Annotated in this window: 26 protein-coding genes; 14 read left to right on the top strand and 12 right to left on the bottom strand. The window is 54.7% G+C overall.

Features of this window, described 5'->3' with window-relative positions:
* Nucleotides 1-201: 201 nt before the first annotated feature.
* From FKM52_RS01010 to FKM52_RS00990, 5 genes are all read left to right on the top strand, one after another.
* Entirely contained in the window at nt 202-765 is a 564-nt protein-coding gene (locus tag FKM52_RS01010) for a nucleotidyltransferase family protein (protein WP_141174342.1), read from the top strand.
* On the top strand, nt 765-1,733 hold the full coding sequence (locus FKM52_RS01005) for an XdhC family protein (RefSeq protein ID WP_141174341.1): 969 nt from the start codon (nt 765-767) through the stop codon (nt 1,731-1,733). The genes FKM52_RS01010 and FKM52_RS01005 overlap by 1 nt, the downstream gene beginning before the upstream one ends.
* Before the next feature lie 137 nt (nt 1,734-1,870).
* The gene (locus tag FKM52_RS01000; RefSeq protein ID WP_141174340.1) at nt 1,871-2,062 is read left to right on the top strand and encodes a hypothetical protein; all 192 of its coding nucleotides are present in this window, start codon (nt 1,871-1,873) and stop codon (nt 2,060-2,062) included.
* Nucleotides 2,063-2,826: 764 nt separating this feature from the next.
* The gene (locus FKM52_RS00995; RefSeq protein ID WP_141174339.1) at nt 2,827-3,363 is read left to right on the top strand and encodes an Ail/Lom family outer membrane beta-barrel protein; all 537 of its coding nucleotides are present in this window, start codon (nt 2,827-2,829) and stop codon (nt 3,361-3,363) included.
* A gap of 589 nt (nt 3,364-3,952) precedes the next feature.
* Nucleotides 3,953-4,381: a hypothetical protein gene (locus FKM52_RS00990; RefSeq protein ID WP_141174338.1), complete on the top strand. Its 429-nt coding sequence runs from the start codon at nt 3,953-3,955 to the stop codon at nt 4,379-4,381.
* 469 nt (nt 4,382-4,850) lie between these two features.
* Here FKM52_RS00990 and FKM52_RS00985 read toward each other — a convergent pair whose 3' ends face one another.
* The 3 genes from FKM52_RS00985 to pth all read right to left on the bottom strand — a co-directional run bounded on the left by FKM52_RS00985 (nt 4,851) and on the right by pth (nt 8,440).
* Nucleotides 4,851-5,567, bottom strand: coding sequence for a hypothetical protein (locus tag FKM52_RS00985; protein WP_141174337.1), 717 nt, complete (start codon nt 5,565-5,567; stop codon nt 4,851-4,853).
* 904 nt (nt 5,568-6,471) lie between these two features.
* Nucleotides 6,472-7,563 carry a redox-regulated ATPase YchF gene (ychF, locus tag FKM52_RS00980; RefSeq protein ID WP_141174336.1) on the bottom strand — a complete coding sequence of 364 codons (1,092 nt, stop codon included), beginning with the start codon at nt 7,561-7,563 and terminating at the stop codon, nt 6,472-6,474.
* A gap of 289 nt (nt 7,564-7,852) precedes the next feature.
* Nucleotides 7,853-8,440 (bottom strand): aminoacyl-tRNA hydrolase, encoded by a 588-nt coding sequence (gene pth, locus FKM52_RS00975; RefSeq protein ID WP_141174335.1) that lies wholly within the window; start codon nt 8,438-8,440, stop codon nt 7,853-7,855.
* A gap of 252 nt (nt 8,441-8,692) precedes the next feature.
* On the opposite strand from pth, the gene ychH reads away from it, so the two are divergent.
* Nucleotides 8,693-8,983, top strand: a complete 291-nt coding sequence (gene ychH, locus FKM52_RS00970) for a stress-induced protein YchH (RefSeq protein ID WP_141174334.1) — start codon at nt 8,693-8,695, stop codon at nt 8,981-8,983.
* Nucleotides 8,984-9,229: 246 nt separating this feature from the next.
* Here ychH and prs read toward each other — a convergent pair whose 3' ends face one another.
* The 3 genes from prs to lolB form a co-directional block, all read right to left on the bottom strand.
* Nucleotides 9,230-10,177 carry a ribose-phosphate diphosphokinase gene (gene prs, locus FKM52_RS00965; RefSeq protein WP_141174333.1) on the bottom strand — a complete coding sequence of 316 codons (948 nt, stop codon included), beginning with the start codon at nt 10,175-10,177 and terminating at the stop codon, nt 9,230-9,232.
* A 134-nt stretch (nt 10,178-10,311) separates the two neighbouring features.
* A complete protein-coding gene (gene ispE, locus FKM52_RS00960; protein ID WP_141174332.1) occupies nt 10,312-11,175 on the bottom strand; it encodes a 4-(cytidine 5'-diphospho)-2-C-methyl-D-erythritol kinase in 864 nt (287 codons plus the stop codon).
* Nucleotides 11,172-11,798: a lipoprotein insertase outer membrane protein LolB gene (gene lolB / locus FKM52_RS00955; RefSeq protein WP_141174331.1), complete on the bottom strand. Its 627-nt coding sequence runs from the start codon at nt 11,796-11,798 to the stop codon at nt 11,172-11,174. Before lolB ends, ispE begins: the two co-directional genes overlap by 4 nt.
* 213 nt (nt 11,799-12,011) lie before the next feature.
* Here lolB and hemA point away from each other — a divergent pair, with 213 nt between their 5' ends.
* From hemA to kdsA, 6 genes are read left to right on the top strand one after another with little or no spacing between them, the layout of a single operon-like run.
* Nucleotides 12,012-13,268, top strand: coding sequence for a glutamyl-tRNA reductase (gene hemA / locus FKM52_RS00950; protein WP_141174330.1), 1,257 nt, complete (start codon nt 12,012-12,014; stop codon nt 13,266-13,268).
* Between the two features lie 35 nt (nt 13,269-13,303).
* Nucleotides 13,304-14,386: a peptide chain release factor 1 gene (prfA, locus tag FKM52_RS00945; protein ID WP_141174329.1), complete on the top strand. Its 1,083-nt coding sequence runs from the start codon at nt 13,304-13,306 to the stop codon at nt 14,384-14,386.
* Complete coding sequence (gene prmC / locus FKM52_RS00940; protein ID WP_141174328.1) at nt 14,386-15,213, top strand: peptide chain release factor N(5)-glutamine methyltransferase; 828 nt, start codon at nt 14,386-14,388, stop codon at nt 15,211-15,213. The genes prfA and prmC overlap by 1 nt, the downstream gene beginning before the upstream one ends.
* A 13-nt stretch (nt 15,214-15,226) precedes the next feature.
* Nucleotides 15,227-15,625, top strand: a complete 399-nt coding sequence (locus tag FKM52_RS00935; protein ID WP_141174327.1) for a SirB2 family protein — start codon at nt 15,227-15,229, stop codon at nt 15,623-15,625.
* Nucleotides 15,622-16,431, top strand: a complete 810-nt coding sequence (gene sirB1, locus FKM52_RS00930; protein WP_141174326.1) for an invasion regulator SirB1 — start codon at nt 15,622-15,624, stop codon at nt 16,429-16,431. The genes FKM52_RS00935 and sirB1 overlap by 4 nt, the downstream gene beginning before the upstream one ends.
* Before the next feature lie 34 nt (nt 16,432-16,465).
* Nucleotides 16,466-17,320, top strand: a complete 855-nt coding sequence (gene kdsA, locus FKM52_RS00925; RefSeq protein WP_141174325.1) for a 3-deoxy-8-phosphooctulonate synthase — start codon at nt 16,466-16,468, stop codon at nt 17,318-17,320.
* 69 nt (nt 17,321-17,389) lie between these two features.
* Here kdsA and chaA read toward each other — a convergent pair whose 3' ends face one another.
* Nucleotides 17,390-18,487, bottom strand: a complete 1,098-nt coding sequence (chaA, locus tag FKM52_RS00920) for a sodium-potassium/proton antiporter ChaA (protein WP_141174324.1) — start codon at nt 18,485-18,487, stop codon at nt 17,390-17,392.
* A 388-nt stretch (nt 18,488-18,875) separates the two neighbouring features.
* On the opposite strand from chaA, the gene chaB reads away from it, so the two are divergent.
* Both chaB and FKM52_RS00910 read left to right on the top strand, forming a co-directional pair.
* Nucleotides 18,876-19,106, top strand: coding sequence for a putative cation transport regulator ChaB (gene chaB / locus FKM52_RS00915; protein ID WP_141174323.1), 231 nt, complete (start codon nt 18,876-18,878; stop codon nt 19,104-19,106).
* Between the two features lie 289 nt (nt 19,107-19,395).
* Nucleotides 19,396-20,073 carry a gamma-glutamylcyclotransferase gene (locus FKM52_RS00910; RefSeq protein WP_141174322.1) on the top strand — a complete coding sequence of 226 codons (678 nt, stop codon included), beginning with the start codon at nt 19,396-19,398 and terminating at the stop codon, nt 20,071-20,073.
* Nucleotides 20,074-20,270: 197 nt separating this feature from the next.
* On the opposite strand, the gene FKM52_RS00905 is transcribed toward FKM52_RS00910, so the two are convergent.
* Genes FKM52_RS00905 through tagF form a run of 5 tightly spaced genes read right to left on the bottom strand, consistent with a single transcriptional unit; the run spans nt 20,271 to nt 25,380 of the window.
* Entirely contained in the window at nt 20,271-21,698 is a 1,428-nt protein-coding gene (locus tag FKM52_RS00905; RefSeq protein ID WP_141174321.1) for a serine/threonine protein kinase, read from the bottom strand.
* A gap of 54 nt (nt 21,699-21,752) precedes the next feature.
* Entirely contained in the window at nt 21,753-22,703 is a 951-nt protein-coding gene (locus FKM52_RS00900; RefSeq protein WP_141174320.1) for a hypothetical protein, read from the bottom strand.
* A gap of 14 nt (nt 22,704-22,717) precedes the next feature.
* On the bottom strand, nt 22,718-23,491 hold the full coding sequence (locus tag FKM52_RS00895; protein ID WP_141174319.1) for a PP2C family protein-serine/threonine phosphatase: 774 nt from the start codon (nt 23,489-23,491) through the stop codon (nt 22,718-22,720).
* Nucleotides 23,488-24,648 (bottom strand): type VI secretion system-associated FHA domain protein TagH, encoded by a 1,161-nt coding sequence (gene tagH / locus FKM52_RS00890; protein WP_141174318.1) that lies wholly within the window; start codon nt 24,646-24,648, stop codon nt 23,488-23,490. Before tagH ends, FKM52_RS00895 begins: the two co-directional genes overlap by 4 nt.
* A 36-nt stretch (nt 24,649-24,684) precedes the next feature.
* The gene (tagF, locus tag FKM52_RS00885; protein WP_141174317.1) at nt 24,685-25,380 is read right to left on the bottom strand and encodes a type VI secretion system-associated protein TagF; all 696 of its coding nucleotides are present in this window, start codon (nt 25,378-25,380) and stop codon (nt 24,685-24,687) included.
* Nucleotides 25,381-25,385 lie beyond the last annotated feature (5 nt).

The raw sequence follows: 25,385 nt of genomic DNA, 5'->3' as shown, positions 1-25,385 counted from the left end.
GCCCGGCGGTAAATAAAGGGAACGGATCGCCTGGCGTTTTGCTCCCTGTTATCCGCCGTTAACCGGGCGGCATGCTGAAACGGGGGCGATTTCGCCCCCATTTTTATCGCCCCCGATCGCAGTTTTCGCTGCGGTATTTGACGTTATGCGCCGTGAGCGTTATGCCTTGAGCGGTGAACAACCGTAACGGGAACGACGGCGATGTATGTAGGTATTTTGCTGTTGGCGGCGGGCGAAAGCGCGCGTTACCGCGCCGCCTGCGGTCGCCATAAATTGCTGGAGCGGATTGAAGGCGAGGCGATGCTGGCGCGCTGCTACCGTATCGCTGTGCAAAGCAGCCTGCCGGTAGCGGTGGTGCTGCGGCCGGAGCCGGCGGCGCTACGGCGCTGCGTAACGGGCGCGCAGCAGATCGTTCTGCCCAGCGCCGGAATTGGCGACTCTGTCGCCGCTGGCGTACGGGCCACCAGTGGATGGGACGGCTGGCTGATTATGCTGGCGGATATGCCCTGGCTCCAGCCGGAAACGCTGCGGCAGGTTGCGCAGGCGTTGCGGGAACATTCGCGGGTGCGCGCCTGCTGGCAGGGGCAGCCCGGCCATCCGGTTGGGTTCAGCCGCGCCTGCTATCCGCAGCTGGCGACGCTGGCAGGGGAAACGGCGGCGCGCGATCTGTTGAAACAGGACGGGGTGCATCTTCTGGCGACGCGGGATGCGGGCGCCGTGCGGGATATCGATCTGCCCTCTGCATGGTTAAATAAGGAGTCATAATGCATTCACTCGATCAGCAGGTTATTGCCTGCGCGTTGAAATGGCATCAGCAGGGTGCTGAGGTCTGGCTTTGTACCGTGCTGCGTAGCTGGGGATCGGCGCCGCGCGCCCCCGGCGCAATGCTGGCAGCCAATCAGCAGGGCGAATTTTGTGGTTCGCTTTCCGGCGGTTGCATTGAGGATGATTTTCTGGCGCGCGTGCAGCAGGGCGAATTTATGTGCGATAGCCAGCTGGTGCGCTACGGCGAAGGGGGGCTGGCGCCGCAAATCCGTCTGCCGTGCGGCGGCGTGCTTGAGGTACTGGTTGAACGGCTGCCGGCGGATGCGGCCAGCCTGGCGCATCTGTCGCGCCTGCAACAGACGCTGACCGGCGATGAGCGGGTGGTTAAACAGGTGACCATCGGTGAGCGCGCCCAGCTGGAGGCCGTTGATGCCGCCGCGCCGCGTACGCTGCATTACGATAGTGTCAGAGTGATATTACCCATCGGCAGCGTGCTGACGCTGTTGCTGGCCGGCTATTCGACGGTGGCGCACGAGTGTCTGCGTATTGCGCAGATGCTAAAGATGCAGGTTATCGTCTGTGAGCATCGGGAAACCTTCTGGCGCCAGCTCTGCGAACAGCAAAGCGGGCAGGCTGGTCTGCGCTGCATTAACCAGCATCCGGCGCGCTACCTTGAATGTTATGGCGCTACGCGGCATACGGCGATTGTCTGTACGACCCACGATGCGCGCGTGGACGACCTTACGCTGCTGGAGGCGGTGAATACGCCGGCGTTCTATCTGGGGGCGATGGGCTCCAGCAGCAGCAGCCGGCAACGGATAGCGCGTTTGCGCAGCATTGGCGAGCTGGATGAGGCTAAACTGCAGCGGATTCATGCGCCGGTTGGGTTACCCATCGGTAGTAAAACGCCCACTGAAATTGCGCTGGCGATCATGGCGGATATTGTCAGGGTCAAAAACGGCCGTTAGCCGAAGCGGCGTATAGTCTGGCTTTGCTGACAGATGCGAAGCGGAAACATCGGAAAAAGGGGAGATTAACTTGCCGTCAGGCGCAGCCGCCTGCTATAGCTATGATGCATCAGAAGGAACTTTCACTGGAGGAAACGATGCCATTTAGCCGTAACCTGTTTGATGAATGCGATGAAACGCTGGACGCTGTGGAAGAAAGTCTGATAGCGGTGAATTTGCCGGGGAGGCAGCCGCTGCATCTGAGCGCTTATCAGCCGCTAACCGATGATTACGCTACGCTAAGCGATCCGCTATATGACGCGGAAGCGGATAGCCAGGCGTTAACATAACGCTCCTGGCTGGCCTGCGCGCATTATGCGGATGCTGCCAGGGCGGCACCGAAGCCGATGATGTTATCTTTCAGCGTCCGGGCGCAATGCCCAGCGGCGTTTGTTTATCGGTAGCCTGGATATGCACGAGGAGCTGCAAAATATTTCTCCTGCTTCGCTGTCGCGGCGCCGTCTGCATTAATTGCCGTTTACATCAATCGCCTGCGGTATCTTTATTCCAGCCTTTGCCTGTTAGCCAGCTAAGTTAAACGACCTGAGACAATAATCATCCTTGCCGTGGCGACTTTCCCTTAATAAAGGCGCCTGCAGGCGGTTTAATTGAATTAATCATCTCGCTGATAAATAAACGCCTTCAATATTTTTGCCATATGCGTAAACGTTGGCGCAGCCGGAGAGCGCGTTATCCCGGTTAGCGTTTAGCCTGCTGGCAGCAGAAATTGTGTGCAGCCGATAAGGTATCAGGGATTAATAAAGGTAACGAAGCAAACTGACTTGTGTAGATGTTAAAAACAACCGAGTGACAGGGAATCATTATACTTTTCAAAAAGTGTGAAAGTAGAATAAAGCCACCATTACGTGCCTGACTATTGTTCCGTTAAGCGGGCCGGCTGCGCTATGGTTGCCGCCAGGAAATTAAATTAAATTTATTTATATTAATTGCCTTTAACCATTTGGCGCCGGTGGTATGCTGACGGGAAGAATAAAGTCAGCAATTTTATTAATGGATTTTTTCATATACTTTATTTTTGAAAGGAATTCGATAAATGAAAAAGTTGCCCCTTGCATTACTTCTCATCACCGGGATAACCAGCTGCGCGGCATCAGCCAATAATCATACTGTTCAGGCGGGTTATGCGCAGGGTAAGGCCAGCGGTTTTAGCACGCTTCATGGCGTTAACCTGCAGTATCACTATCAGATGGACTCTCTGGTGAGCCTGATGACCTCCGTAACCTGGATGAAAGGCGATGACGAACTCAGCCAGACTACAGGTAAGCACCATCTGACCCACCATGTTGATGCTAAATATTATTCCATACTGTTTGGGCCTTCGTTCCGCATTAATGATTATGCATCATTCTATCTGGCCGGCGGCCCGGCGCGCGTAAAAGCGCAGGGTAATATTCCTGAAATAAACCGTAAGTATAACGGACATAAAACCTCTTTTGCCTATGGCGCCGGATTTGTTTTTAATATCAATGAAAACTTTACTATTAATGCAGGCTACGAAGGATCAAGAATAAACTTTATTAACGATTACACCATGAACATCTTTAACATTGGTATTGGCTATAACTTTTAATTAAGGTTCTGTTAGCCTGCAGTTTGTTTTCTGGCGCAGAAATTAAGCTGTTCGCCTGATAAAGCGATGCTGCAGGTTCGTTTTTCGGCTATTTAATAACTACTTGTTATAAAGGCAAAGTGAGGTTTCCTCACTTTGCCTGCCGCTAAGTTTAATCAGTTTTAAATATAACTACCCTGGCGTTCTGTTAACGGGCAGGGGAAGACAATTAGCAGCTCTGCTGCCAGGTACCGGCATTGCGTGTCGGGAGAGGTACGCTGCCCAAATCTATGCAAACAGGTCGTCTGATGTCGCCTGAACTTTCCCATCGCCCAATACAAAGGTGGCCATCAAGGCAGCATCAGCCTGAGCTGCCGGTACGACAATCCTGCCAAACCTAAAATTCGTTGATTAACTCCACATGTAGTCACAAAAAGAACTTTGTCTTTTATTGATGTAGGTCATTAAAAAATCTTGCGTTGATTACGAATGCCTGATAGTTAACATTTAAGTTAACAGGCCACCGGATGCTGATCTAAACCGGTATGCTATGTTTAAATGACCTCATACTATAACTTATGCGACCAGAATTTATTTTTACTGGAGATGTATGAAACGACTGATGATAGCAACCATAATAGTGATACCTGGTATGGTATTTGCCAATGCCATTAAATTTGATAAAGAGATGGATTTTGAAGGAAGTACGCGTAACTTAGCGGCGGCTTTTGAACTGACCACAGGTAATGAAAATGTTTTCTCGATGAAAGGGAGAATTGATCCCGCTGATATGGCTTCATCTTGTCATATTGCAGGGAAGCTGGAGCATAAGAAGATTGAAAATGGAAAATCCGATATGTATAGGTTTAAAGATAAGGATTCTTGTAGCGTGCTGATTGAAGTGACGCCTGACATTAATTCGCCTGGAGAGGAGTTGATCAGCCGCGTTCGGGTTTCTGAAGGATGCAAAGTTTATTGCGGTACAGGAAACGGGGTTGAAGTATTGAATGGGTTCTATAAACAGAATCTGGATAATTAATTTTATTATTGATTGTTGTTGGCCCAAAGCAGGCGTCTGTTTAATTGCAATATCAGATAAGCCGCTGATTTGTATAAAATAATATAAATCGAATTTTATTTATCATTGAACTGAATTTTTGAATCAAAAGATGGCATATTGAACTAGACGTTATTTTTACGGCGCGATCGCTTAAGTAAAAGAGATGCCGATAAAACATTGTGGTGGGCGGATATTATTGATATGATTATTCAATCTCAAATTGAATTACAGAGGGTACAGGAACGGCAGCATTTTTTGCCAGAAAAAACAGCAAGTTATTTTATCAAATATTTAATAAAAACGTATAACAAAATAATTAAAGATATAACAGCTACATACCAGGTATATTCAGGTATAAATATATTCGACACATATACTATAACTGATAATAAAATAATAAGTATGTATACCATTATTTGTGAAAAAATATCTAATAATATTCTTCTTATCATAATTTTTCTAATATATCCATTATAATTTTACGCACTTCTTTTTCATTTTTTAAACCCTTGTATCCTATATATGGTTTTAGTATCGGTTCAACGAAAAAGTAACAGGTTTCTAACCTGCATTTATGTAACATCCAGTAGAACTCAGGATCTGCTATACGCAATCGTTCCGCAGCTTTTAATCTCTCATGTAACATACCATAATGTTCCAGCACAGTTAAACCATAGCCTGCTCTGGCGGCTCGCTTTACTAAGTCAACGTTACGTGGTGAAGATACAATAACATCTGCCAGCCCTTGAGCTAATGCCCTGTTTGTTACGTTGGCTGTAGCAAATAATCCTGCTAAATAGATAGAGCCACGTAGACTTTCTCTTCTTAGATTTTTTTTCAGGGTGGTGCGGTCTTTTTCATTTAGATCTCTGGTCAATCTTTCAAAATATAATGTGAAAATTAATATGCATTTATTCCGGTTCATAAACAAACTGGTCAGGTTTTCTAACGCCCTGATATCCTCATGCTGTAGTTGAGTACAGACATTTTTGTATTCATCAAACGCACAGGAGCTATACCAGCTTAATCTCTCTATACCGGAATATAAATATTTTAAAATACTCCTTCCGTTCATGGTTACCGCTCTATGCCCATCAATTAAAGCTTTAGCCAGATGCTTATCAGCCTCTTCTCTAAGATATAAAGCATTTTCCATATGATCCATGGTTTTCTTCCCGCGCAAAAATCATTCTGTACAAAAAGTATACGTTGATTCATGAATAGGATCAATTTTAATTCACGTAATAATATCCTTATTTTTTATTAAGTTTCCTGATGAAATTATTGAAAGTTATACATTGTCTTGGTGTAAATAATTTCAGGTTGAATTTTTCGCTTAAAATAAAAATATCGAATGATTTATTTCTGGTTTGTTTATTATTTCCATTTTGTCAATAAATCTACATGATGTGGAGGCAGGCTTCCCTTTAGCTTTTCTATATAAGCGAGGAATAAAGATAAAAATCCGTATTAACCGATCATCAAACTTGAAGCTTGCAATATAACGGCAATGTAACGGTAATTTAGATGTAAATAACTTATATTCAGTGATGTACTGTCTTGTAAGTCATCATGCTAAATGAAAATAAGAGAAAGCTTATGTCTAATCTGCGCCTGCAAACGTCTGCTGAGAAATGTACCTTTACCTGCTTATAATGTGTCCCGCAAATCATATAACCCAGAGGAGCTTAGCCACTGGCTGTTCAGGATGAAGCATCATTAGTTCGAAAATGTTAGCTGTATCGCTCTCTCTGTGAATGCTATCAGCCTGGTAAGCTTTTTACCTTACATATTTGTCTGCTCTTCTTATGCATCGCAGTAAGTTTGATTTAAGCTATTTTTCTGGAGTATTCATAGTGGACTCGCCATTTATTTTAAGGCGCCAGCGCCACGCTTTCTTTACATGGTCGAGTAAAATAGCGTAACTATCGCCTTATTTTATTCCAGGTGTGCTGTTACGCGGTGTAATGATTACCAAAAATATAAAAAAATCCACGCAGCGGCGTGGATTTTATGCGTGTATCGCTGTCGCCTGGGCTTAATATATCCCATAAGACAGCAGAAGCTATTCAGACGTTAAACAGGAAGTTCATGATATCGCCATCCTTAACGATATAGTCTTTCCCTTCAGAACGCATTTTTCCCGCTTCTTTCGCGCCCTGTTCGCCTTTATAGGTAATGAAATCTTCAAAGGCGATGGTCTGAGCGCGGATAAAACCCTTTTCAAAATCGGTATGAATTTTAGCGGCCGCCTGCGGCGCGGTTGCGCCTACCGGAATGGTCCAGGCGCGTACTTCTTTAACACCTGCGGTAAAGTAAGTCTGCAGATTCAGCAGCGCATAGCCGGCGCGAATAACGCGGTTCAGGCCTGGCTCTTCCAGCCCCAGCTCCGCCATAAATTCGTCGCGTTCTTCATCGTCCAGCTCGGCGATATCAGATTCAACGGCGGCACAAACCGGCACAACTACGGAACCTTCTTTCTCGGCGATAGCGCGTACCTGATCGAGGTAGGGGTTGTTCTCAAAGCCATCTTCATTGACGTTGGCGATATACATGGTCGGCTTCAGCGTCAGGAAACTCAGATAGCGGATTGCCGCTTTCTCTTCCGCATCCAGCGACAGGGAGCGCAGCATACCGGCATTTTCCAGGTGCGGCAGACATTTTTCCAGCACCGCCTGCTCCAGTTTAGCGTCTTTATCGCCGCCTTTGGCTTTCTTCTGTACGCGCTGCAGCGCACGTTCGCAGGTATCAAGGTCGGAAAGCGCCAGCTCGGTATTGATGATGTCAATATCTTCCGCCGGGTTCACTTTGCCGGAAACGTGGATGATATTGTCGTTTTCAAAACAGCGCACCACGTGACCAATCGCCTCGGTTTCGCGAATATTGGTCAGAAACTGGTTTCCCAGGCCTTCGCCCTTAGAAGCGCCTTTCACCAGCCCTGCAATATCAACAAACTCCATCGTAGTCGGTACGGTACGCTGCGGTTTGACAATTTCCGCCAGCCGATCGAGACGTGAATCAGGCATTGGCACCACGCCGGTATTAGGCTCAATGGTACAGAACGGGAAGTTAGCTGCTTCGATACCCGCTTTGGTTAACGCATTGAACAGGGTGGATTTACCTACGTTAGGCAGGCCCACGATACCGCATTTGAATCCCATGTTTGAATCACCTTAATTGCTGAGATAACCGGACAAGCTCGCTTGCCGATAATGACATGAAAAAATTGCCGCTAGTATACACGTAATTATGGCTGCAATGGGGCCGAATTCATTATCCGCCGGCGGGAAAAGGTGGAGGAAAAATTTCCCGGTTGGCATGTTGGTATCAATAGCCCCTGAGCGAGCAGCTTATCTATCGCTGAGCGATGCAGGCGCATCCGGACGCGGCGAAACTATCTGCTACGCTGCGGCAAATCGCCAGCCGGAGCGACACGGCTGGCGGAACAGGTCAGCTTGCCTTATAGCTGTGCAGCCGGTTCATCGCCTTTAGCAAATCGTCCTGTAACCACACTTCGGTACAGCGTGCGGCTTCATCCAACGCATTATCGATCAGCGTCTGTTCCGATGCGGGCGGTTTGCCCAGTACAAAGCCCACCACCTTATTACGATCGCCTGGATGACCGATGCCGATGCGCAGCCGGTGAAAGCCCTGGTTGTTACCCAGCTTGCTGATAATATCTTTCAGCCCGTTATGGCCGCCATGACCGCCGCCCAGCTTGAATTTCGCTACGCCCGGCGGTAGATCCAGCTCATCGTGCGCCACCAGAATCTCTTCCGGCGCGATACGATAGAAAGTCGCCATTGCCGCTACCGCTTTGCCGCTCAGGTTCATAAAGGTAGTGGGCACCAGCAGTCGGACATCCTTGCCGCCGACGTTCAGGCGTGCGGTATAGCCGAAAAATTTACTTTCCTCTTTCAGCGACTGATTGTGGCGTTCTGCCAGCAGATCCACATACCAGGCGCCGGCGTTATGGCGCGTTGCGGCATATTCCGCACTGGGGTTGGCAAGGCCAACAATCAGCTTGATTTCACTCACGGTAGTTATTTCCTGCTTAAAACCGAAGGGCGATAGTGTAGCGATCGGCGGGCAAGAATACAAAACAACGAGGCTGGTTTAATTTCGTAGGGGGATAATACGATTTCTATATAAATACAGGTGGTTAGCGTCAGAAAAATGGCAATTGAGAGTTAAAATGTGTGATCGCGTACGCAACGGGCGGCTGGTGCATATTCTAAGCTTGAATGGGTTTAACACTTTGTGCTGTGCTGCCAGCAAAGGAGATGGGCGATGAAACGTAAAAGCGCAATGGTTGCGGGTAATGCGTTGATGGGGCTGGGTTTAATCACCATGATTTTAGGCGTGGGCTATGCGGTACTGAACCAGCTGCCGCAGCTACAGCTTTCATCCTGGCTTACTCAGGCGTCAATTTTCGGCATTTTTATCGGTGCGTTAATGTGGTTAGTCGGCGCGCGCCTTAGCGGCCGGGAAAAGATTACCGATCGCTATTACTGGGTGCGCTATTGCGGCGATGATAAACGCTGCCGCCGTGCGGGCCATTATCATCACCGGGCCCACTGATTTTTCCACAGCCGGCGCTGTCGGCAGCGGTGCTGGCGCGAGCGTTTCCTTAAAAAACGCAGCAAAATAGCATCAGCCTGCCCTGGTAAAAAACCGGGTTAACGCGGCGGTAAAAAGCAGCTGGGTATTAATATTGCGTGCGGCTGGCTTACCCTTAGGTAAGCGCGCTGATAAGCAACAGCCTGTGTGAGCAGAGCCAAAACATAAAAAAACCGGGCGGGCGCCCGGTTTTTAGCAGATCGGCGCTTAGTGTTCAAACATCGCGGAAATGGATTCTTCGTTGCTGATGCGGCGAATGGCTTCAGCCAGCATGCCGGAGAGCGTCAGGGTGCGCACGTTCGGCAGCGCCTTGATCTCGTCGGAAAGCGGGATGGTATCGCAAACCACGACTTCATCAATGACCGAATGACGCAGGTTCTCCGCCGCGTTGCCGGAAAAGATCGGGTGAGTGGCGTAGGCAAATACGCGTTTAGCGCCGCGCTCTTTCAGCGCTTCTGCTGCTTTGCACAGCGTGCCGCCGGTATCGATCATATCGTCTACCAGTACGCAATCACGTCCGGCAACATCGCCGATAATATGCATAACCTGAGAAACGTTAGCGCGCGGGCGGCGCTTATCGATAATGGCCATATCGGTATCGTTAAGCAGCTTCGCAATAGCGCGGGCGCGTACCACGCCGCCGATATCAGGAGAAACCACGATCGGATTTTCCAGGCCAATCTGCAGCATATCTTCCAGCAGAATGGGGCTACCAAACACGTTATCAACCGGGACGTCAAAGAAGCCCTGGATCTGTTCTGCGTGCAGGTCCACCGTTAATACGCGATCGACGCCGACGCTGGAAAGAAAATCCGCGACCACTTTAGCGGTAATCGGCACGCGTGCTGAGCGTACACGACGATCCTGACGGGCATAGCCAAAGTAGGGGATGACAGCGGTAATGCGACCAGCGGAAGCGCGACGCAGCGCGTCTACCATGACAACCAGCTCCATCAGGTTATCGTTAGTAGGGGCACAGGTGGACTGGATGATGAAAATATCACCACCGCGTACATTTTCGTTGATTTGTACGCTCACTTCACCATCGCTGAAACGACCGACGGCGGCGTCGCCCAGGCTGGTGTAAAGGCGGTTGGCAATACGTTGTGCTAGTTCCGGGGTGGCGTTACCAGCAAAAAGCTTCATATCAGGCACGAGAAGAACCTCAGGCTTTGCGTCCAGAGAATGCATACGCGCGAGCGGAAACGGGCGCGCTCCGGTCGCATGCGTGCATACGGGTGTATTAAAGCGCGCTGCGCAGCGTCAGGAACAGGGTGACGCTGTCACATTCACGCCAGGCGCCCTGAAAGGCTGCGGTGAAGCGGCGAAAGGTTTACGCCCTGCGCGACGAATCCCTGCATCCAGTTCGGGGCCAGCTCAAGCACCTGACGAGCAGCGGACTCGGTGTCGAATTCTGCAAACACACAAGCGCCGGTTCCTGTCAGGCGCGACGGCGCGTATTCTAGCAGCCAGGAAACAAGCGCATCAACCTCGCGAAAACGTTTTCTTACGACTGCCTCACAATCATTGCTGAAAGGAGCCTGCAACAGCGCAGCAAATGAGCGTACCGGCGAATTACGCGTCAGCGCCGGATCGTTGAATACCAGCGGGGTAGAAACGGCGACGCCGGGATGAGCTACCAGATACCATTTTTCCGGCGGCGAGGCCGGCTGTAGCGCTTCGCCCACCCCTTCAGCAAACGCCGCATGGCCGCGTACGAAAACCGGCACGTCGGCGCCCAGCTGTAGCCCCAGTGCGCACAGCGTTTCGGTTGTCAGTCCGGTTTGCCACAGGTGATTCAGCGCGACCAGCGTCGTGGCGGCATTTGACGAACCGCCGCCAAGTCCGCCGCCCATCGGCAAACGTTTATCGACGGCAATATCCGCGCCGGCCTGCGGCGGCAGGGCGCCGCGTTCGCCTGCGGCGCGCATCAGCAGACGCGCCGCGCGTACGATAAGGTTATCTTCAGCGGCGACGCCCGCGACCGGCGTCAGCAGACGAATATCGCCGTACGCGTTTGGCGTAATATGCAGGCTGTCGCCATAGTCGAGAAACTGGAACAGCGTTTGCAGATTGTGATAGCCGTCGGGCCGACGGCCGGTGATATAGAGAAACAGATTCAGCTTCGCGGGCGCGGGCCAGGTGGTGATCATTGCAGTGTCCAGCTATCCATACGTAGTTTAATGCGCTTATCGCCCTGTTTTAATTCGATGCTAGCGGGCAACGCCGGCTTAACCTTGCTGTCGTAGCCCTGAATCGTCACATTCCACTGCTGGCCATTGCGGCTGTAGCGCAGGGTGCGTAGCTGATAGTTTTCATCCAGCGTAAAATCGGTGGCGTCGCCCGGCAGGCCGAGAATCCACTGGCGCAGGTTGGCCAGCGGAATATCCATGCCGGTCAGCTGGGTAATCATCTTCTCCGCGTCGTCGCTGACGTAGCGTTTACCCTTGTTATCCACCAGCTGCACCGTCGCGCCCTGCGCGTCGAGCTGCAGCTCGGTGCTGCCGAGCGGATTGGTCAGCAGCAGGCGATAGCGATCCGCGGCGCTCTGCTGCCAGTTAAAGCGCGCATAGACTTTCTGCTGGTCTGAGAGCCAGGCGAAGGCGCCGCGCGTCTGATAGCGGGTTACCTGCTGTACCGCCTGCTGATGCTGCTGCCACTGGGGAGAGGTGGGGCTCTGTCCCGGTCCCTGCGGTTTATTGATGGTACAGGCCGCCAGCAACACGCTGGCCAACGGAAGCAGCCGCAAAGAACGGCGGGTTAGCGAATCGAACACCGGGTCATCTCCTCAGACAGGTTTATTTGATCCAAACGGTTAACGCTAATCACTCGTCCGTTAACCGTCAATGCGGAATTATCAAAATTCAGTCTTATCAGCTATATCTTATTACAGTCATAGTCTTTGTATGGCTTTTCTTGATCTCCCGCATCTTGTAGAATGCGCACCATAAAACCCCAACAACATTGGGATAACCCGATCTGATTCACCATGACGCTGCTGGCTCTCGGAATAAATCATAAAACGGCACCCGTTGCCTTACGCGAACGAGTTACCTTCTCGCCGGATACGCTGGACGAGGCTTTAAACAGCCTGCTGGCGCAGCCCATGGTGCAGGGGGGCGTAGTGCTGTCCACCTGCAACCGCACAGAACTCTATCTTAGCGTAGAAGAGCAGGAGAACCTGCATGAGCGTCTGGTGCAGTGGCTGTGCGAATATCATCAGCTGCGCGAAGACGAGGTGCGCAAGAGCCTCTACTGGCATCACGATAATGCCGCCGTCAGCCATTTGATGCGCGTCGCCAGCGGTCTGGATTCGCTGGTGCTGGGCGAGCCGCAGATTCTTGGGCAGGTGAAAAAAGCGTTTGCCGATTCTCAGCGCGGCCATTCGCTCTCCAGCGAACTGGAGCGCATGTTTCAGAAAACCTTCTCCGTCGCCAAGCGCGTGCGTACGGAAACCGACATCGGCGCCAGCGCCGTTTCAGTCGCCTTCGCCGCCTGTACCCTGGCGCGACAAATCTTTGAATCCCTTGCTGCCGTTAACGTCTTGCTGGTCGGCGCCGGCGAAACCATTGAGCTGGCGGCGCGCCATCTGCGCGAGCATAACGTTCAGAAACTGATTATCGCCAACCGCACCCGCGAGCGTGCGCAGCTGCTGGCTGACGAGGTGGGCGCGGAAGTGATTAGCCTGGCGGAGATCGATAGCCGGCTGGCGGAAGCGGATATCATCATCAGTTCCACCGCCAGCCCGTTGCCGATTATCGGGCGCGGTATGGTGGAGCGGGCGCTGAAGGCGCGCCGTAATCAGCCGATGCTGCTGGTGGATATCGCCGTACCGCGCGACGTCGAGCCGGAAGTCGGCAAGCTTGCCAACGCCTATCTTTACAGCGTGGATGACTTGCAGGCGATCATTGAAAATAATATGGCCCAGCGCAAGGCGGCAGCGGTGCAGGCTGAAACTATCGTCGCGCAGGAAAGCAGCGAATTTATGGCCTGGCTGCGCGCGCAGAGTGCTGTTGAAACCATTCGCGACTATCGCGACCGGGCCGGACAAATCCGCGCAGAGCTGGAAGCGAAGGCGCTTGCCGCGCTGCAGCAGGGCGCTGACGCACAGGAGGTGCTGCACGATTTGGCCCATAAGCTAACTAACCGCCTGATTCATGCCCCCACCAAATCCCTGCAGCAGGCTGCCCGCGACGGCGACAGCGAACGCCTGCAGATCCTGCGTGACAGCCTTGGGCTGGACTAGATAATTCCTATACCAATACAGGTAAACCATACCAGATGAAGACTTCTATTGTTGCCAAACTGGAAGCCTTGCAGGAGCGCCACGAAGAGGTGGAAGCGATGCTCGGCGATGCCGGCGTCATCGCCGAACAGGAGCGTTTCCGCGCGCTGTCGCGTGAATACGCCCAGCTAACCGATGTCAGTCAGTGCTTCCGGCAGTGGCAGCAGGTGCAGGAGGATATCGCTACCGCCGAGCAGATGCTCAGCGATGCGGAAATGCGCGATATGGCGCTGGACGAGCTGAAAACCGCGCGTGCGCAAAGCGAACAGCTGGAACAGCAGCTACAGCTGCTGCTGCTGCCGAAAGATCCTGACGACGAGCGCGACTGCTTTGTCGAAGTGCGCGCGGGCGCGGGCGGCGACGAAGCCGCTATTTTCGCTGGCGATCTGTTCCGCATGTATAGCCGCTACGCGGAATCGCGGCGCTGGCGCGTTGAGATCGTCAGCGCCAGCGAAGGCGAGCACGGCGGCTATAAAGAGGTGATCGCCCGCGTCAATGGCGAAGGCGCCTACGGCAGGCTCAAATTTGAATCGGGCGGCCATCGCGTGCAGCGCGTGCCGGAAACCGAATCCCAGGGACGCATCCATACTTCCGCCTGCACCATTGCGGTGATGCCGGAGCTGCCGGAAGCAGAGCTGCCGGAGATCAACCCGACCGATCTGAAAATTGACACCTTCCGCTCCTCCGGGGCGGGCGGACAGCACGTTAACACCACTGATTCCGCGATTCGTATCACCCACCTGCCGACCGGCATCGTAGTGGAGTGTCAGGATGAACGCTCGCAGCATAAAAACAAAGCCAAGGCGCTTTCGGTGCTGGGCGCGCGTATTCACGCGGCGGAAATGGCGAAGCGTCACGCGGAAGAGGCGTCCACGCGGCGCAACCTGCTGGGCAGCGGCGATCGCTCCGATCGCATCCGTACCTATAACTTTCCGCAGGGGCGCGTTACCGATCACCGTATTAACCTGACGCTTTACCGGCTGGACGAAGTGATGGAAGGAAAACTCGATATGCTGATTGAGCCCATCGTGCAGGAGCACCAGGCCGATCAGCTGGCTGCGCTTGCCGGGCAGGATTGATGGAGATACGCAGCTGGTTAACAGCGGCCTGCGCCACGCTGCGCGGCGGAGAAAGCCCAAAACGCGATGCGGAAGTGCTGCTGTCGTTTGTCACCGGTAAGCCGCGCAGCTGGCTGATCGCCTTCGATGACGCGCCGCTGAGCGCGACGCAGCTGGCGCAGCTGGATGCGCTGCTGGCGCGGCGCGCGCGCGGCGAACCTGTGGCGTACCTGACCGGCGAACGCGAATTCTGGTCGCTGCCGCTGGCCGTTTCGCCGGTAACGCTGATCCCGCGTCCCGATAGCGAAGTTCTCGTAGAGCAGGCGCTGGCGCGTCTGCCGGCGCAGGCGGTCGATATTCTCGATTTAGGCACCGGCAGCGGCGCGATAGCGCTGGCGCTGGCCAGCGAGCGTCCCGACTGCCGGCTGCTGGGCGTCGATCGCGTAGAGGAGGCGGTAGCGCTGGCGCAGCATAATGCGCGCAGGCTGGGCATCGCCAACGCGACTTTTCTGCACAGCGACTGGTTCAGCGCCATCGGCGAACGGCGGTTTGCGATGATTGTCAGCAATCCGCCCTATATCGACGCCGCCGATCGGCATCTGCAGCAGGGCGACGTGCGTTTCGAACCGCTCAGCGCGCTGGTGGCGGCGGAGCAGGGGCTGGCGGATATTCGCCATATCGTCCAGGCGGCGCGTCGCTATTTGCTGCCTGGCGGCTGGCTGATGCTGGAGCATGGCTGGCAGCAGGGAGAGGCGGTGCGTGATATTTTCACCGCCCATCACTACCAGGCAGCGACCACCTGCCAGGACTACGCGGGTCACGATCGCGTGACTTGCGCCTTATATTAACAGGGAGAGCATCATGGCTGGCTACTACGGCGTGATTAAACATCTTCATTTGCTAACCGTGGCGGTGACGGTAACGCTGTTTATTTTGCGCTTTATCTGGCTGCAAAGCGGATCGGCAATGATGACGCATCGTTGGGTACGTATCGTACCGCATATCAATGATACCCTGCTGTTCATTACCGGCATCTGCCTGATGATGATTACGCATTTTTATCCGTTTACGCCGCAGGGTAACTGGCTGACGGAAAAGCTGTTTGGCGTTATTATCTATGTCGCCCTGGGCGTCGTGGCTTTTGGCCGCCGTCCGCGTGAGGCTAAAGTACGCTGGACTGCCTTTATCGTGGCGCTGGCGATGCTGGGCATCATTATTAAGCTGGCCGTCACCAAACTGCCGCTTTTGGGGATTGTATGATATCAGTAGCAAATATCAATTTTAGCGAAGCGCCGCTATGCGAAGCGGTTATCGCTACGTCACGCGCTATTCGCCACGATTTTCCGGCGGATGCGGTCAACGCACAGCTGCAGGCGCTGGTTGATGAAGCCCGCGCCTATGTTTCATCGGCGAACGGCCCGGATCTTCAGCTGGAGATGCTGCTGGATCTGTTTTATAAACAATGGAAATTCGGCGGCGCCAGCGGCGTTTATAAACTTTCTGAGGTGCTCTGGCTGGATAACGTGCTGAACACCCGCCGGGGCACCGCCGTCTCGTTGGGGGTGGTACTGCTGCATATCGCGCAGCAGCTCGATCTGCCGCTGATGCCGGTAATTTTCCCTACCCAGCTGATTCTGCGCGCAGACTGGATGGATGGTGAGATGTGGCTGATCAATCCGTTTAACGGCGATACCCTGAGCGAGCATACGCTGGAGGTCTGGCTGAAAGGCAACATCAGCCCGACGGCAGAGCTGTATGAAGAAGATCTCGACGAAGCGGAGCCTTCGATCGTTATCCGTAAAATGCTGGATACGCTGAAAACGGCGCTGATGGAAGAGAAGCATATGGAGCTGGCGCTGAACGTCTGTAATCTGCTGCTGGAGATCGATCCCGACGATCCCTACGAAATTCGCGATCGGGGCCTGATTTATGCGCAGCTGGAGTGCGAGCATATTGCCCTGACGGATCTGATCTATTTTGTTGAGCAGTGCCCGGAAGATCCGGTAAGTGAAATGATTAAGGTTCAGATTCACTCTATTGAACAAAAACAGGTGACGCTGCACTAAGCGGCGTTATCCCTTCAATAAAAAAGGCGAAGGCATGAAAGAAAAAGTTGTCAGTATCGGTGATATTCAGGTCGCTAACGATCTGCCGTTTGTGCTTTTTGGTGGAATGAACGTACTGGAATCGCGCGATCTGGCGATGCGCATTTGCGAACACTACGTCAACGTAACCAACAAGCTGGGCATCCCTTACGTATTTAAAGCGTCCTTCGATAAAGCGAACCGCTCTTCTATTCACTCCTATCGCGGCCCTGGTCTGGAAGAGGGGATGAAAATTTTTCAGGAGCTGAAACAGGCTTTCGGCGTAAAAATCATTACCGACGTGCATGAGCCGGCGCAGGCGCAGCCGGTAGCGGAAGTGGTTGATGTTATTCAGCTGCCCGCTTTCCTTGCACGCCAGACCGATCTGGTTGAGGCGATGGCGAAAACCGGCGCGGTGATTAATGTGAAAAAACCGCAGTTCGTCAGCCCTGGGCAGATGGGCAATATCGTTGAGAAATTCGCTGAAGGCGGCAACGATAAAGTGATTTTGTGCGACCGCGGCGCTAACTTCGGTTATGACAACCTGGTTGTGGATATGCTCGGCTTCAACGTGATGAAGAAAGTGACCAACAACAGCCCGGTAATCTTCGACGTGACGCACGCGCTGCAGACGCGCGATCCGTTCGGCGCCGCTTCCGGCGGACGTCGCGCTCAGGTTGCCGAGCTGGCGCGCGCCGGTATGGCTGTCGGGATTGCCGGTCTGTTTATCGAAGCGCATCCCGATCCGGCTAACGCGAAGTGCGACGGCCCTTCGGCGCTGCCGCTGGATAAGCTGGAACCTTTCCTGGTGCAGATGAAAGCGATTGACGATCTGGTGAAAAGCTTCCCGGCGCTGGATACCAGCAGCTAATCATCAAACGTCGGCAATAAAAAAGCAGCGGTTTAATCCGCTGCTTTTTTTTCGCCGCAACGCTGGCGCCTACAGCATAATCGTCATCAGATAGCCGACAAACAGCGCCAGATGCGCGGCGCCGTTCAGCACATTAGTACGTCCGGTAGAAAAAGAAATATTGCTCAGAATCAGTACCGCGCTCATCACTACCATATGCGGCGGCTCAAGGCCGAAAATAAGCTCCTGTCCGGTCAGGGCGGCGATCAATGTTACCGTCGGCACCGTCAGTGAAATGGTGGCCAGCACTGAGCCAAAAAACAGGTTCATGGCGCGCTGTACCTGATTAGCCAGCACCGCTTTAATTGCGCCCAGCCCCTCCGGCGAGAGGATCAGCAGCGCCACCAGGAAGCCGGTAAACTGCTGCGGTGCGTTCAGCTCGGTCAACAGATGCTCCAGCGGATTGGCGTTCATCTTGGTGACGCTGATGACCGCGACCAGATGCACCAGCAGCCAGATGGTGTGCCACAGGCTGCTGTGCGCGGAGGGCTTGCCGTGATGCGGATCGTCATCGTCGCCGTCATCTTCATGTTCATAAACAAACAGGCTCTGGTGCGTTTTAGTCTGAATAAGCAGAAACACGCCATACATCGCCGCCGAAATAGCGGAAATAATAAGCGCCTGCGTCGTGGTAAAATTACCGTTCGGCAGCGCGTTAGGAAAAACCAGCACCAGAATCGCCAGCGGAAAAATAGCGATCAGATACTGCTTAACGCCGGCCAGATTAACATACTGGGTGGCGAACTTTTGCCCGCCCAGCAGCAGCGCAAAACCGACCAGCCCGGCGGTAACGATCATAATAATTGAGTAAAGCGTATCGCGCATCAGGGCCGGCGCCGCGCTGCCGGTCGCCATCAGCGCCGAAATCAGGCTGACTTCCAGTATGACTACCGACAGGCTCAGGATCAGCGAGCCGTAAGGTTCGCCCAGCCGATGCGCCAGTACGTCAGCGTGCCGCACAACGCTAAAGGCGCTGCTCAGAATCCCCGTTAGCGCCAGCAGGTTGATGGCGATAACCAACGGCATCGAGGTAGCGTCGCCATACAGCCAGAGAACGGCCAGCGCAGCCAGCGGAAAGAAAAGCGAGTACTCGGTATGGCGGGTTTTCTTGCTGTCATGGGCACCCATAGGCGCGGTTCTCCTGTCTGTTACTTCATCCTTTATTACACAAATCCGCTTGCGGATGGCTAAAGGTTAAGTCTGATTATGATTTTTCCCGGCGCGCACAGTGTAGTCAGCCCAGAAAAATCTGCAGCTTTTTTTACTTTATTTTACCTGCGAGCTTAATTACCGCCATGAAGGGCAAATATGGCAGTTTTCACTGTAATTAATTTTTAAAAATAAGCGCTTAACGTATAAATTTTTCAAGGCAATGATGCATTAAACGCTGATTTTCGCCGCTAAACCTTGCTGCTAAAACCGCGGCAACAATGCTATGCCTTATTCAAACCGACGGCGTGCGGCTGGCGAAACGACCGCGCTGAGCCACACTTAAGCTAACGAAAAAGGAGGAGATATGCCGTATAAAACCAGAGACGATCTGCCCGATAACGTAAAAAACGTGCTGCCGGCCCATGCGCAGGATATCTATCAGGCCGCGTTTAACAGCGCCTGGGATGAATATAAAGATAAAAAAGAGCGTCGTGGCGATGAAAGCAGAGAGGAGGTGGCGCACAAAGTGGCCTGGGCTGCAGTAAAAAGCAAATATGCCAAAGGCGACGACGACAGCTGGCATGAAAAAAAATAGCCGGCCGCTGCCGCACGAGAGCCGTAGCGCTACGTGCGGCATCAGGCGCTGGTGAACGTGAGCCAGCGCATCTTTCTGCAAAAAATTTCCCTTAAATCACTCAAGTCCTGCTCTGAATCGCCGATGCTTTTTATAGCACCATCTCTTTTGTGATCGGTTTCACATAGTAGCCGATCGCCTTGATAAGCAGGTTGACCAGAACTGACGAAACGACGTGCGGGCCACCAGCTGGCGTCAGGAAGGCGCCCGATCGTCACCGGGACGTGCAGATGTGGTTGAGGAGGCAGGGTTGTTAACACGCGAATTTTTATTAAAGGCAGATTGTAAAACCGCTTTTGGCGACATTGAAGCGTCGCTGTTATGGACCTGCGAGCAGCGCGCCGCCTCGCTGGCGGCAACGCTGGCCTGTCGGCCCGATCGTGGGCCGGTATGGATTTTTGGTTATGGCTCTCTGATGTGGAATCCGGTATTTGAGGCGGAGGAGATCGCCGCCGCCACGCTCCACGGCTGGCATCGCGCCTTTTGTCTGCGCCTGACGGTTGGCAGAGGCACGGCGCAGCAGCCCGGACGCATGCTGGCGCTGAAAGAGGGCGGCAGCACCAGCGGTCTGGCTTACCGCCTGCCGGATACGCATTTACAGGAAGAGCTGGAGCTGTTGTGGAAACGAGAGATGATTACCGGCTGCTATCTGCCGAGCTGGCGCGAACTGACGCTGGATGATGGACGGCGGGTAACGGCGCTGGTATTTATTATGGATCCGCGTCATCCCCATTATGAGGCGGATAGCTGCTCGCACACCATCGCGCCGCTGATTGCGCGCGCCAGCGGGCCGCTGGGCACCAACGCGCAGTATCTTTTTTCGCTGGAACAGGAGCTTAACCGGCGCGGAATGGAGGATGCGGCGCTGGTCGATCTGGCGCGGCAGGTGCGCGAACTGCAGATTGGTCATCACCGCATGCAGGGGTAGCGTGCGATGCCGCCTTGCGACGGCATGCCACAACCTGCCGGCCGTCACGGGCTGGATAATCGGCCCTGTTCCGGCCGCTAGTCGGCGCGCGCTGGATTAATCGCCATATTCCGGCCACTGGCCGTCACGGACTGGATAATCGGCCATATCCCAGCCGCGGGCCGGCGCGGGCTGGATAATCAGCCCTGTTCCGGCCGCTAGTCGGCGCGCGCTGGATTAATCAGCCATGTTCCGGCGCGGTTAATCTCCAGCTTCTGCTTATGCACGCCATCCTGCTGCTGCACCTCAATCAGATAACTGCCGGCGGCCAGGTTCAGCGCCGCATAGCCGTTATTGCTCGGCCTGACTTCAAGCCGTTCTCCATTAAGCTTCACCGTTTCGTTGCTGCGCAGGCGCAGGTAAACCGTGGCCAGCGTCGGTCCTGGTTTCACGCGGTTCTGCGGCGCCTGCGTGACGGCGCCGGGCGTCATCTTCCCGGCGTCAGGTTTATCGCCGCCGTTAAGCAGCGCGGCAATGGCGATTACCGCCAGCAGGGCGCCGCCGCTCAGCAAAATCAGCGGCAGCGAGAGACGTCGCGGAGTGCGCGACGTTACCGGCTCCGCGCTGGCGGCGCCATGGTTAACCGCCATCACTACCGGTTCCGCGGGCTGCGTAGGCTCCGGCTCAGGCGCTTTTTCCTGTTTTTCCTGGCTGGCGCTGACCGCGCTGACCAGCGTCTGCACATCGCTTACCGGCAGGGAAACCAGCGTCGCCAGCTCATCAATTGACTGCGGGCGATCGGCCGGCTTCATCATCAGCGCGCGATCGACCGCATGCAGCAGCGCCAGGGAATACCCTTCCGGCTGACGCTGCGCCAGCGGCTGATAGTGATCCTCAATGCAGCGCACCACGCTGGCCGGAGGCGGGCTGCCGGTAATCAACGTATGCAGCACCGCGCCGAGCGCATAGATATCGGTCCATGGCCCCTGATCGCTGTCGCTCTCTTCACTGTATTGCTCAATCGGCGCGTAGCCGGGCTTCAGCATGATTTCCGTTTCATCGGAAAGGTTGCCGATCTCTTTGCGCGCCGAGCCGAAATCAAGCAGCACCGGCAGCTGATTTTCCTGAATTTGAATATTGTCGAGTGCAATATCGCGATGCAGATAGCCGGCCTGATGAATGGTGCTGATAGCGCCGAACAGCGGCGGAAGCAGCTGGCGGATCCATGCTTCATTAATGGCGTCGCCATGCTGCTGCTGCCATGCTTTAAGCGACATGCCGCTGTACCAGAGCGTGCCCATATAGGCGGTGCCGTTCTCTTCCCAGAAGCGCAGCACATGCAGCAGACCCGGATGGTTGAAGCGCGCCAGCAGGCGAGCCTCCTGAATAAAACTGCCGAGGCCGGCGTTAAACAGCTTGCTGAAACGCTCGCTGCGCAGGCCCAGCGACAGGTCGTCGTTACGCACCGCCAGCGAGGCGGGCATATACTCCTTTATGGCGATGGTCCGCTCCAGCAAATGATCCCACGCGCGGTAGACAATGCCGAAGCCGCCGCCGCCAATAACATCCTGAATTTCAAATTCGTTGAAGCGATGGCCCGCCGGTAGGGCACCAACCACCATACTCTGTTCTTCATTTGCCGACATAGTTACCACTCTCTGAGCGTTTACGGCCTGTATTCTGCAGGCGCACGCCTGCGTTTAATTTAAGGTGCGGTACGCGCCAATCGCCGGATCGGCGAGATCGGCATGCAGTGCATCCACCAGCATTACGGTGATCTTCTGCCCGGCAGGCAGCTGGCTTGTCCACGCCTTACGCGCTTTGTTAACGCGTTCTCTGACCGTGTTCAGGTTCTGCGCCGCATCCTTATCCATTTTTACCAGCAGCGTGCCGCTGAACCGCCAGACGTGCAGCTGGTTGTCAAACGGCAACAGCAGCCAGCTTTCCGGCGCATCATCTTTCGCCAGCACGATACGCTGATTATTGATGCTCACCGCGTTCAGCGTTTTATCCACCGGCCTGATACCGGTCAGGGGATAGCCCTGCCAGAAATTAACCGCTATCGGCCGGGCTTTACCGGCGTTCACCAGCGTCAGTTCGCTGGCGCCTTCCAGCCAGCCTTCGGTTGAGCAGCTCAGATTACGGCTATCGGGAATAAACAGCGACTGACCGTTATCATCCCACCAGGTGCGGAAATGGCAGCCGCCCGGCAGCTCAAAATGCTGTAGCGGTTCGCTGTTGGCCGGGCGGGAGAGATCCAGCGGGGCCGCGTTGCCGGCATCTGCGGCGGCGGTGGCGTCAGCGGTAATCACCGGGCGCCAGTTTTGCATCTTCACCGCCGTGCCGCTGGCCAGCGCCGCCCCCTTGCCGTCGGTCATTTCCCACGGCAGCTCCTGCAATTTTCCACACTGATTGGCCAGCAGCGTACCGACGCGTGGTAAAAATGTCGTTAACACGTCGGAGGTTTTGCTTTCGCCGGAAACGATGCGCAGATGCAGCGTCTCTTTACACCAGTCCTGCGGCTCATTACTGGCCACGTTGTCAATAAACACCTCCAGCGCCATGCTGGGGGAGTAGACCACGCGATAATCTTCTGCGCTGGCGGCAGAAGCCATCAAAAGGGTGATAACGCCGGGCAACCAGTATTTCATAATGCTCCTGGATATCAATCGCGAGGCGGCAGCAGGCGTGCCGAATCAGCCAGTGACTGTAATAGGGTGGTTTCCTGAGGCGAACCGACCCAAACGGCGACCGCGCTCAAATTATCGTTTTTTCTGGCTCTGTCGATGGCCTGCTGCATCAGGATGAGCCACTCCTGACAGCTGTTTACCATGCGTAGCGCCTGTTCCATTTCAGGCACCGCCAGATGTAGCCAGAAACCGTCGCTGCACACTAAAAAGGCGTCGCCGTCCTCCAGCGTGGTTACCTCGCTGTAGCTGGCCTCGCGCATCGCTTCAGCGCCGAGCGCATTATAGAGTAAATTGCTGTTAATGCCGGAATTTTCATAACCTGCATCGCGCATGCGCTGCACCAGACTATGATCGCGGGTTACCTGATGCAGGTAGCCGCGGCGGAAGTGGTAAATACGGCTGTCGCCAGCGTGCGCCCACCATGCAAGCTGCTGGGCGCGATCGATAAACAGCGCGGCCAGGGTGGTGCTCATACGCTGCAGTTTCGGATTAATCTGCTGCGCCTCATAGATGGCGCGGGCGCTTTTCTCTACCGCTTCGCGACTCTGCTGAATGCTGAAGGCGCCGCCCGCCAGCGTATCCAGCAGCGTGTCGCAGGCGATATGCGCCGCCTGTTCGCCGCCGGGCAGCCCCGCCACGCCGTCGCAGACGACAAAACAGGCGTTGCGGTCGTTGAGCAGATGGCCCACCCGATCCTGATTATTATGACGCTCGCCCTGCTGCGAGGTTACGGCAAAGGCGATATTCATTCGTTATCCGTTCTGGTTTGCGAATCTTTATACTGGTTCACTTCCATATCGTAAGCGTGTAAAAACGCCTCGCCGAACAGCGAATGGAAATCATCCTCCAGCTCGCCGGCCGTATGCTGATAGCTGCGCATAAAGTAGTCCCACAGCGCCGCTTTGCGGCAGAGAGTTAACGGAATTTTTGACTGCAGCCCCTCCTGACGCGCGTTATCCTCCAGCCGCTGCGGGTTGAACGACTGCAGCATGGCGGCAATAATCGCGCGGATACCGGCAATCATACCCAGCTGATGCGCCTGCAAATCTACCAGCGCATCGCGCACCGCCTGTTCCGGCTGCATAAAGCCGGGCATCTGGCTTTGGTACATCTGCATCAGCACCGTTTTGCCGGAAGGCAGGATTTTAAACGGGTTGTTCGCCTCGTTCAGGATCATGGTCATTTCCGCTTTAACTCCGCGTTTGAGAATCGAACGCGAGGAGAGCAGCGCCACCGTGCCCTGCGAGAACAGACTGAGTATCCGCCCCGTCATGCGCATTTGCTCTTCCGTCAGGGCTTCGTCGCCATGCTTTTCCAGCCCCATGCCTTCCAGCAGCGCCTGAATCAGCTTTTCATCGCTGCAGCGCGGCGGCGGTTCCGCCCGTTCGCTTTGATCGCGCGGCAGCGGATCGATATCGAGTCGGGTGGCGCTGTGCGGAGCGCTGCGCTGACTTACGTTTTCCGGTGAGGTTTCCAGCGTGGAGGTTGCCAGCGGCGCCTCCTCCTGCGCCATGCCCAGCGGATCCGGCGCGTCGCTGCGCGGCTGAAACAGCGACAGCGGATCGAGCGTACTGGCGAGATTTTCGCTTATCGTCTCCCGCAGCGGATCGGTGACGACAATCTGATAATCGCCGATGGTCAGCAGGTCGCCATGATGAAGCGTCACCTGCCGGTCGCGCTCCAGCGGCGTATCGTTCAGTACCACGCTGGTCACGCTGCCATGATTGGTCAGGCGGCATTCACCCTGCGCGGAGACATGCACTACCGCCTGCAGACGTGAAATCGCTCGCGCCTCGTCCGGCAGAACCAGATCGTTGCCCAGACTGCGGCCGATAGTGCCGCCGGGCGGTAAGAAATCGACCGTCTGATGGGGCACGCATGTCTGTTGCACAATAGTAAATCGCATGATGATTCCTGCATCAAAAAAACGGCGCGAAAGGCGCTATTCAAACATCGGCGGATAGAGACCGTTACGTCCCGGCGGCGCGCCTGCCGCCGGGTTAAACAGCAGGGAAAAAAGCTGCGCGTTTAAAATGCCGCTGTGCTTATGGGTAGCGTGCGGAAAGCCGTCGCTGCGGTTGCTCCACCAGTAGCTGATAAAATGCTGCGGGTTGAAGCGTTCGGCCACGTCGCGCCAGCTCAGCGTACAGGGCTGATCCTGATAGCCGATCACGTCCATAATCGCCGAGCGTTCCTTTTCCGGCACGGGCAGCGGCGCCAGCGCCAGCAGTTTCTGCTCCAGCGTCTCTGCCGGCAGCGTTTCACGCACCGTTTGCAGCAGGGCGGCGCCCAGCTGCCGATACCAGTCGCCGGCCACGCTCAGCTGCGCCGGGTGCCACTCTGCCGGCGCAAAGGTTTTGATCGCCACCAGCGGCCAGACGCGGCCGACGCGATCGCGCGAGGGCAGCAGGCAGCCCAGCTGAATGCGCTGAAAGCCGGGCGTAACGGGAATGGCGAAGTTCCATACCGGCGCGCGCAGAAAGGCGTCGGCGGAAACATTTTGCAAATGCCACTGCGTTACGCCCTGCTGAAACCAGTTAGACCAGCTGGTGACCAGGCGGTCAGCCAGCCGCCGCTGCAGAAAATCGCCGGTTACGGGAAGTTTCCCATACCAGCCCGGCGCTACTTTCTCGGCCATTGCTG

The organism is Mixta tenebrionis (genome assembly GCF_006517625.1).
GTDB classification, from domain to species: Bacteria; Pseudomonadota; Gammaproteobacteria; order Enterobacterales; family Enterobacteriaceae; genus Mixta; species Mixta tenebrionis.
Note: the sequence above shows the minus strand (reverse complement) of the source record. Positions and strands in the feature narration are given on the sequence as shown.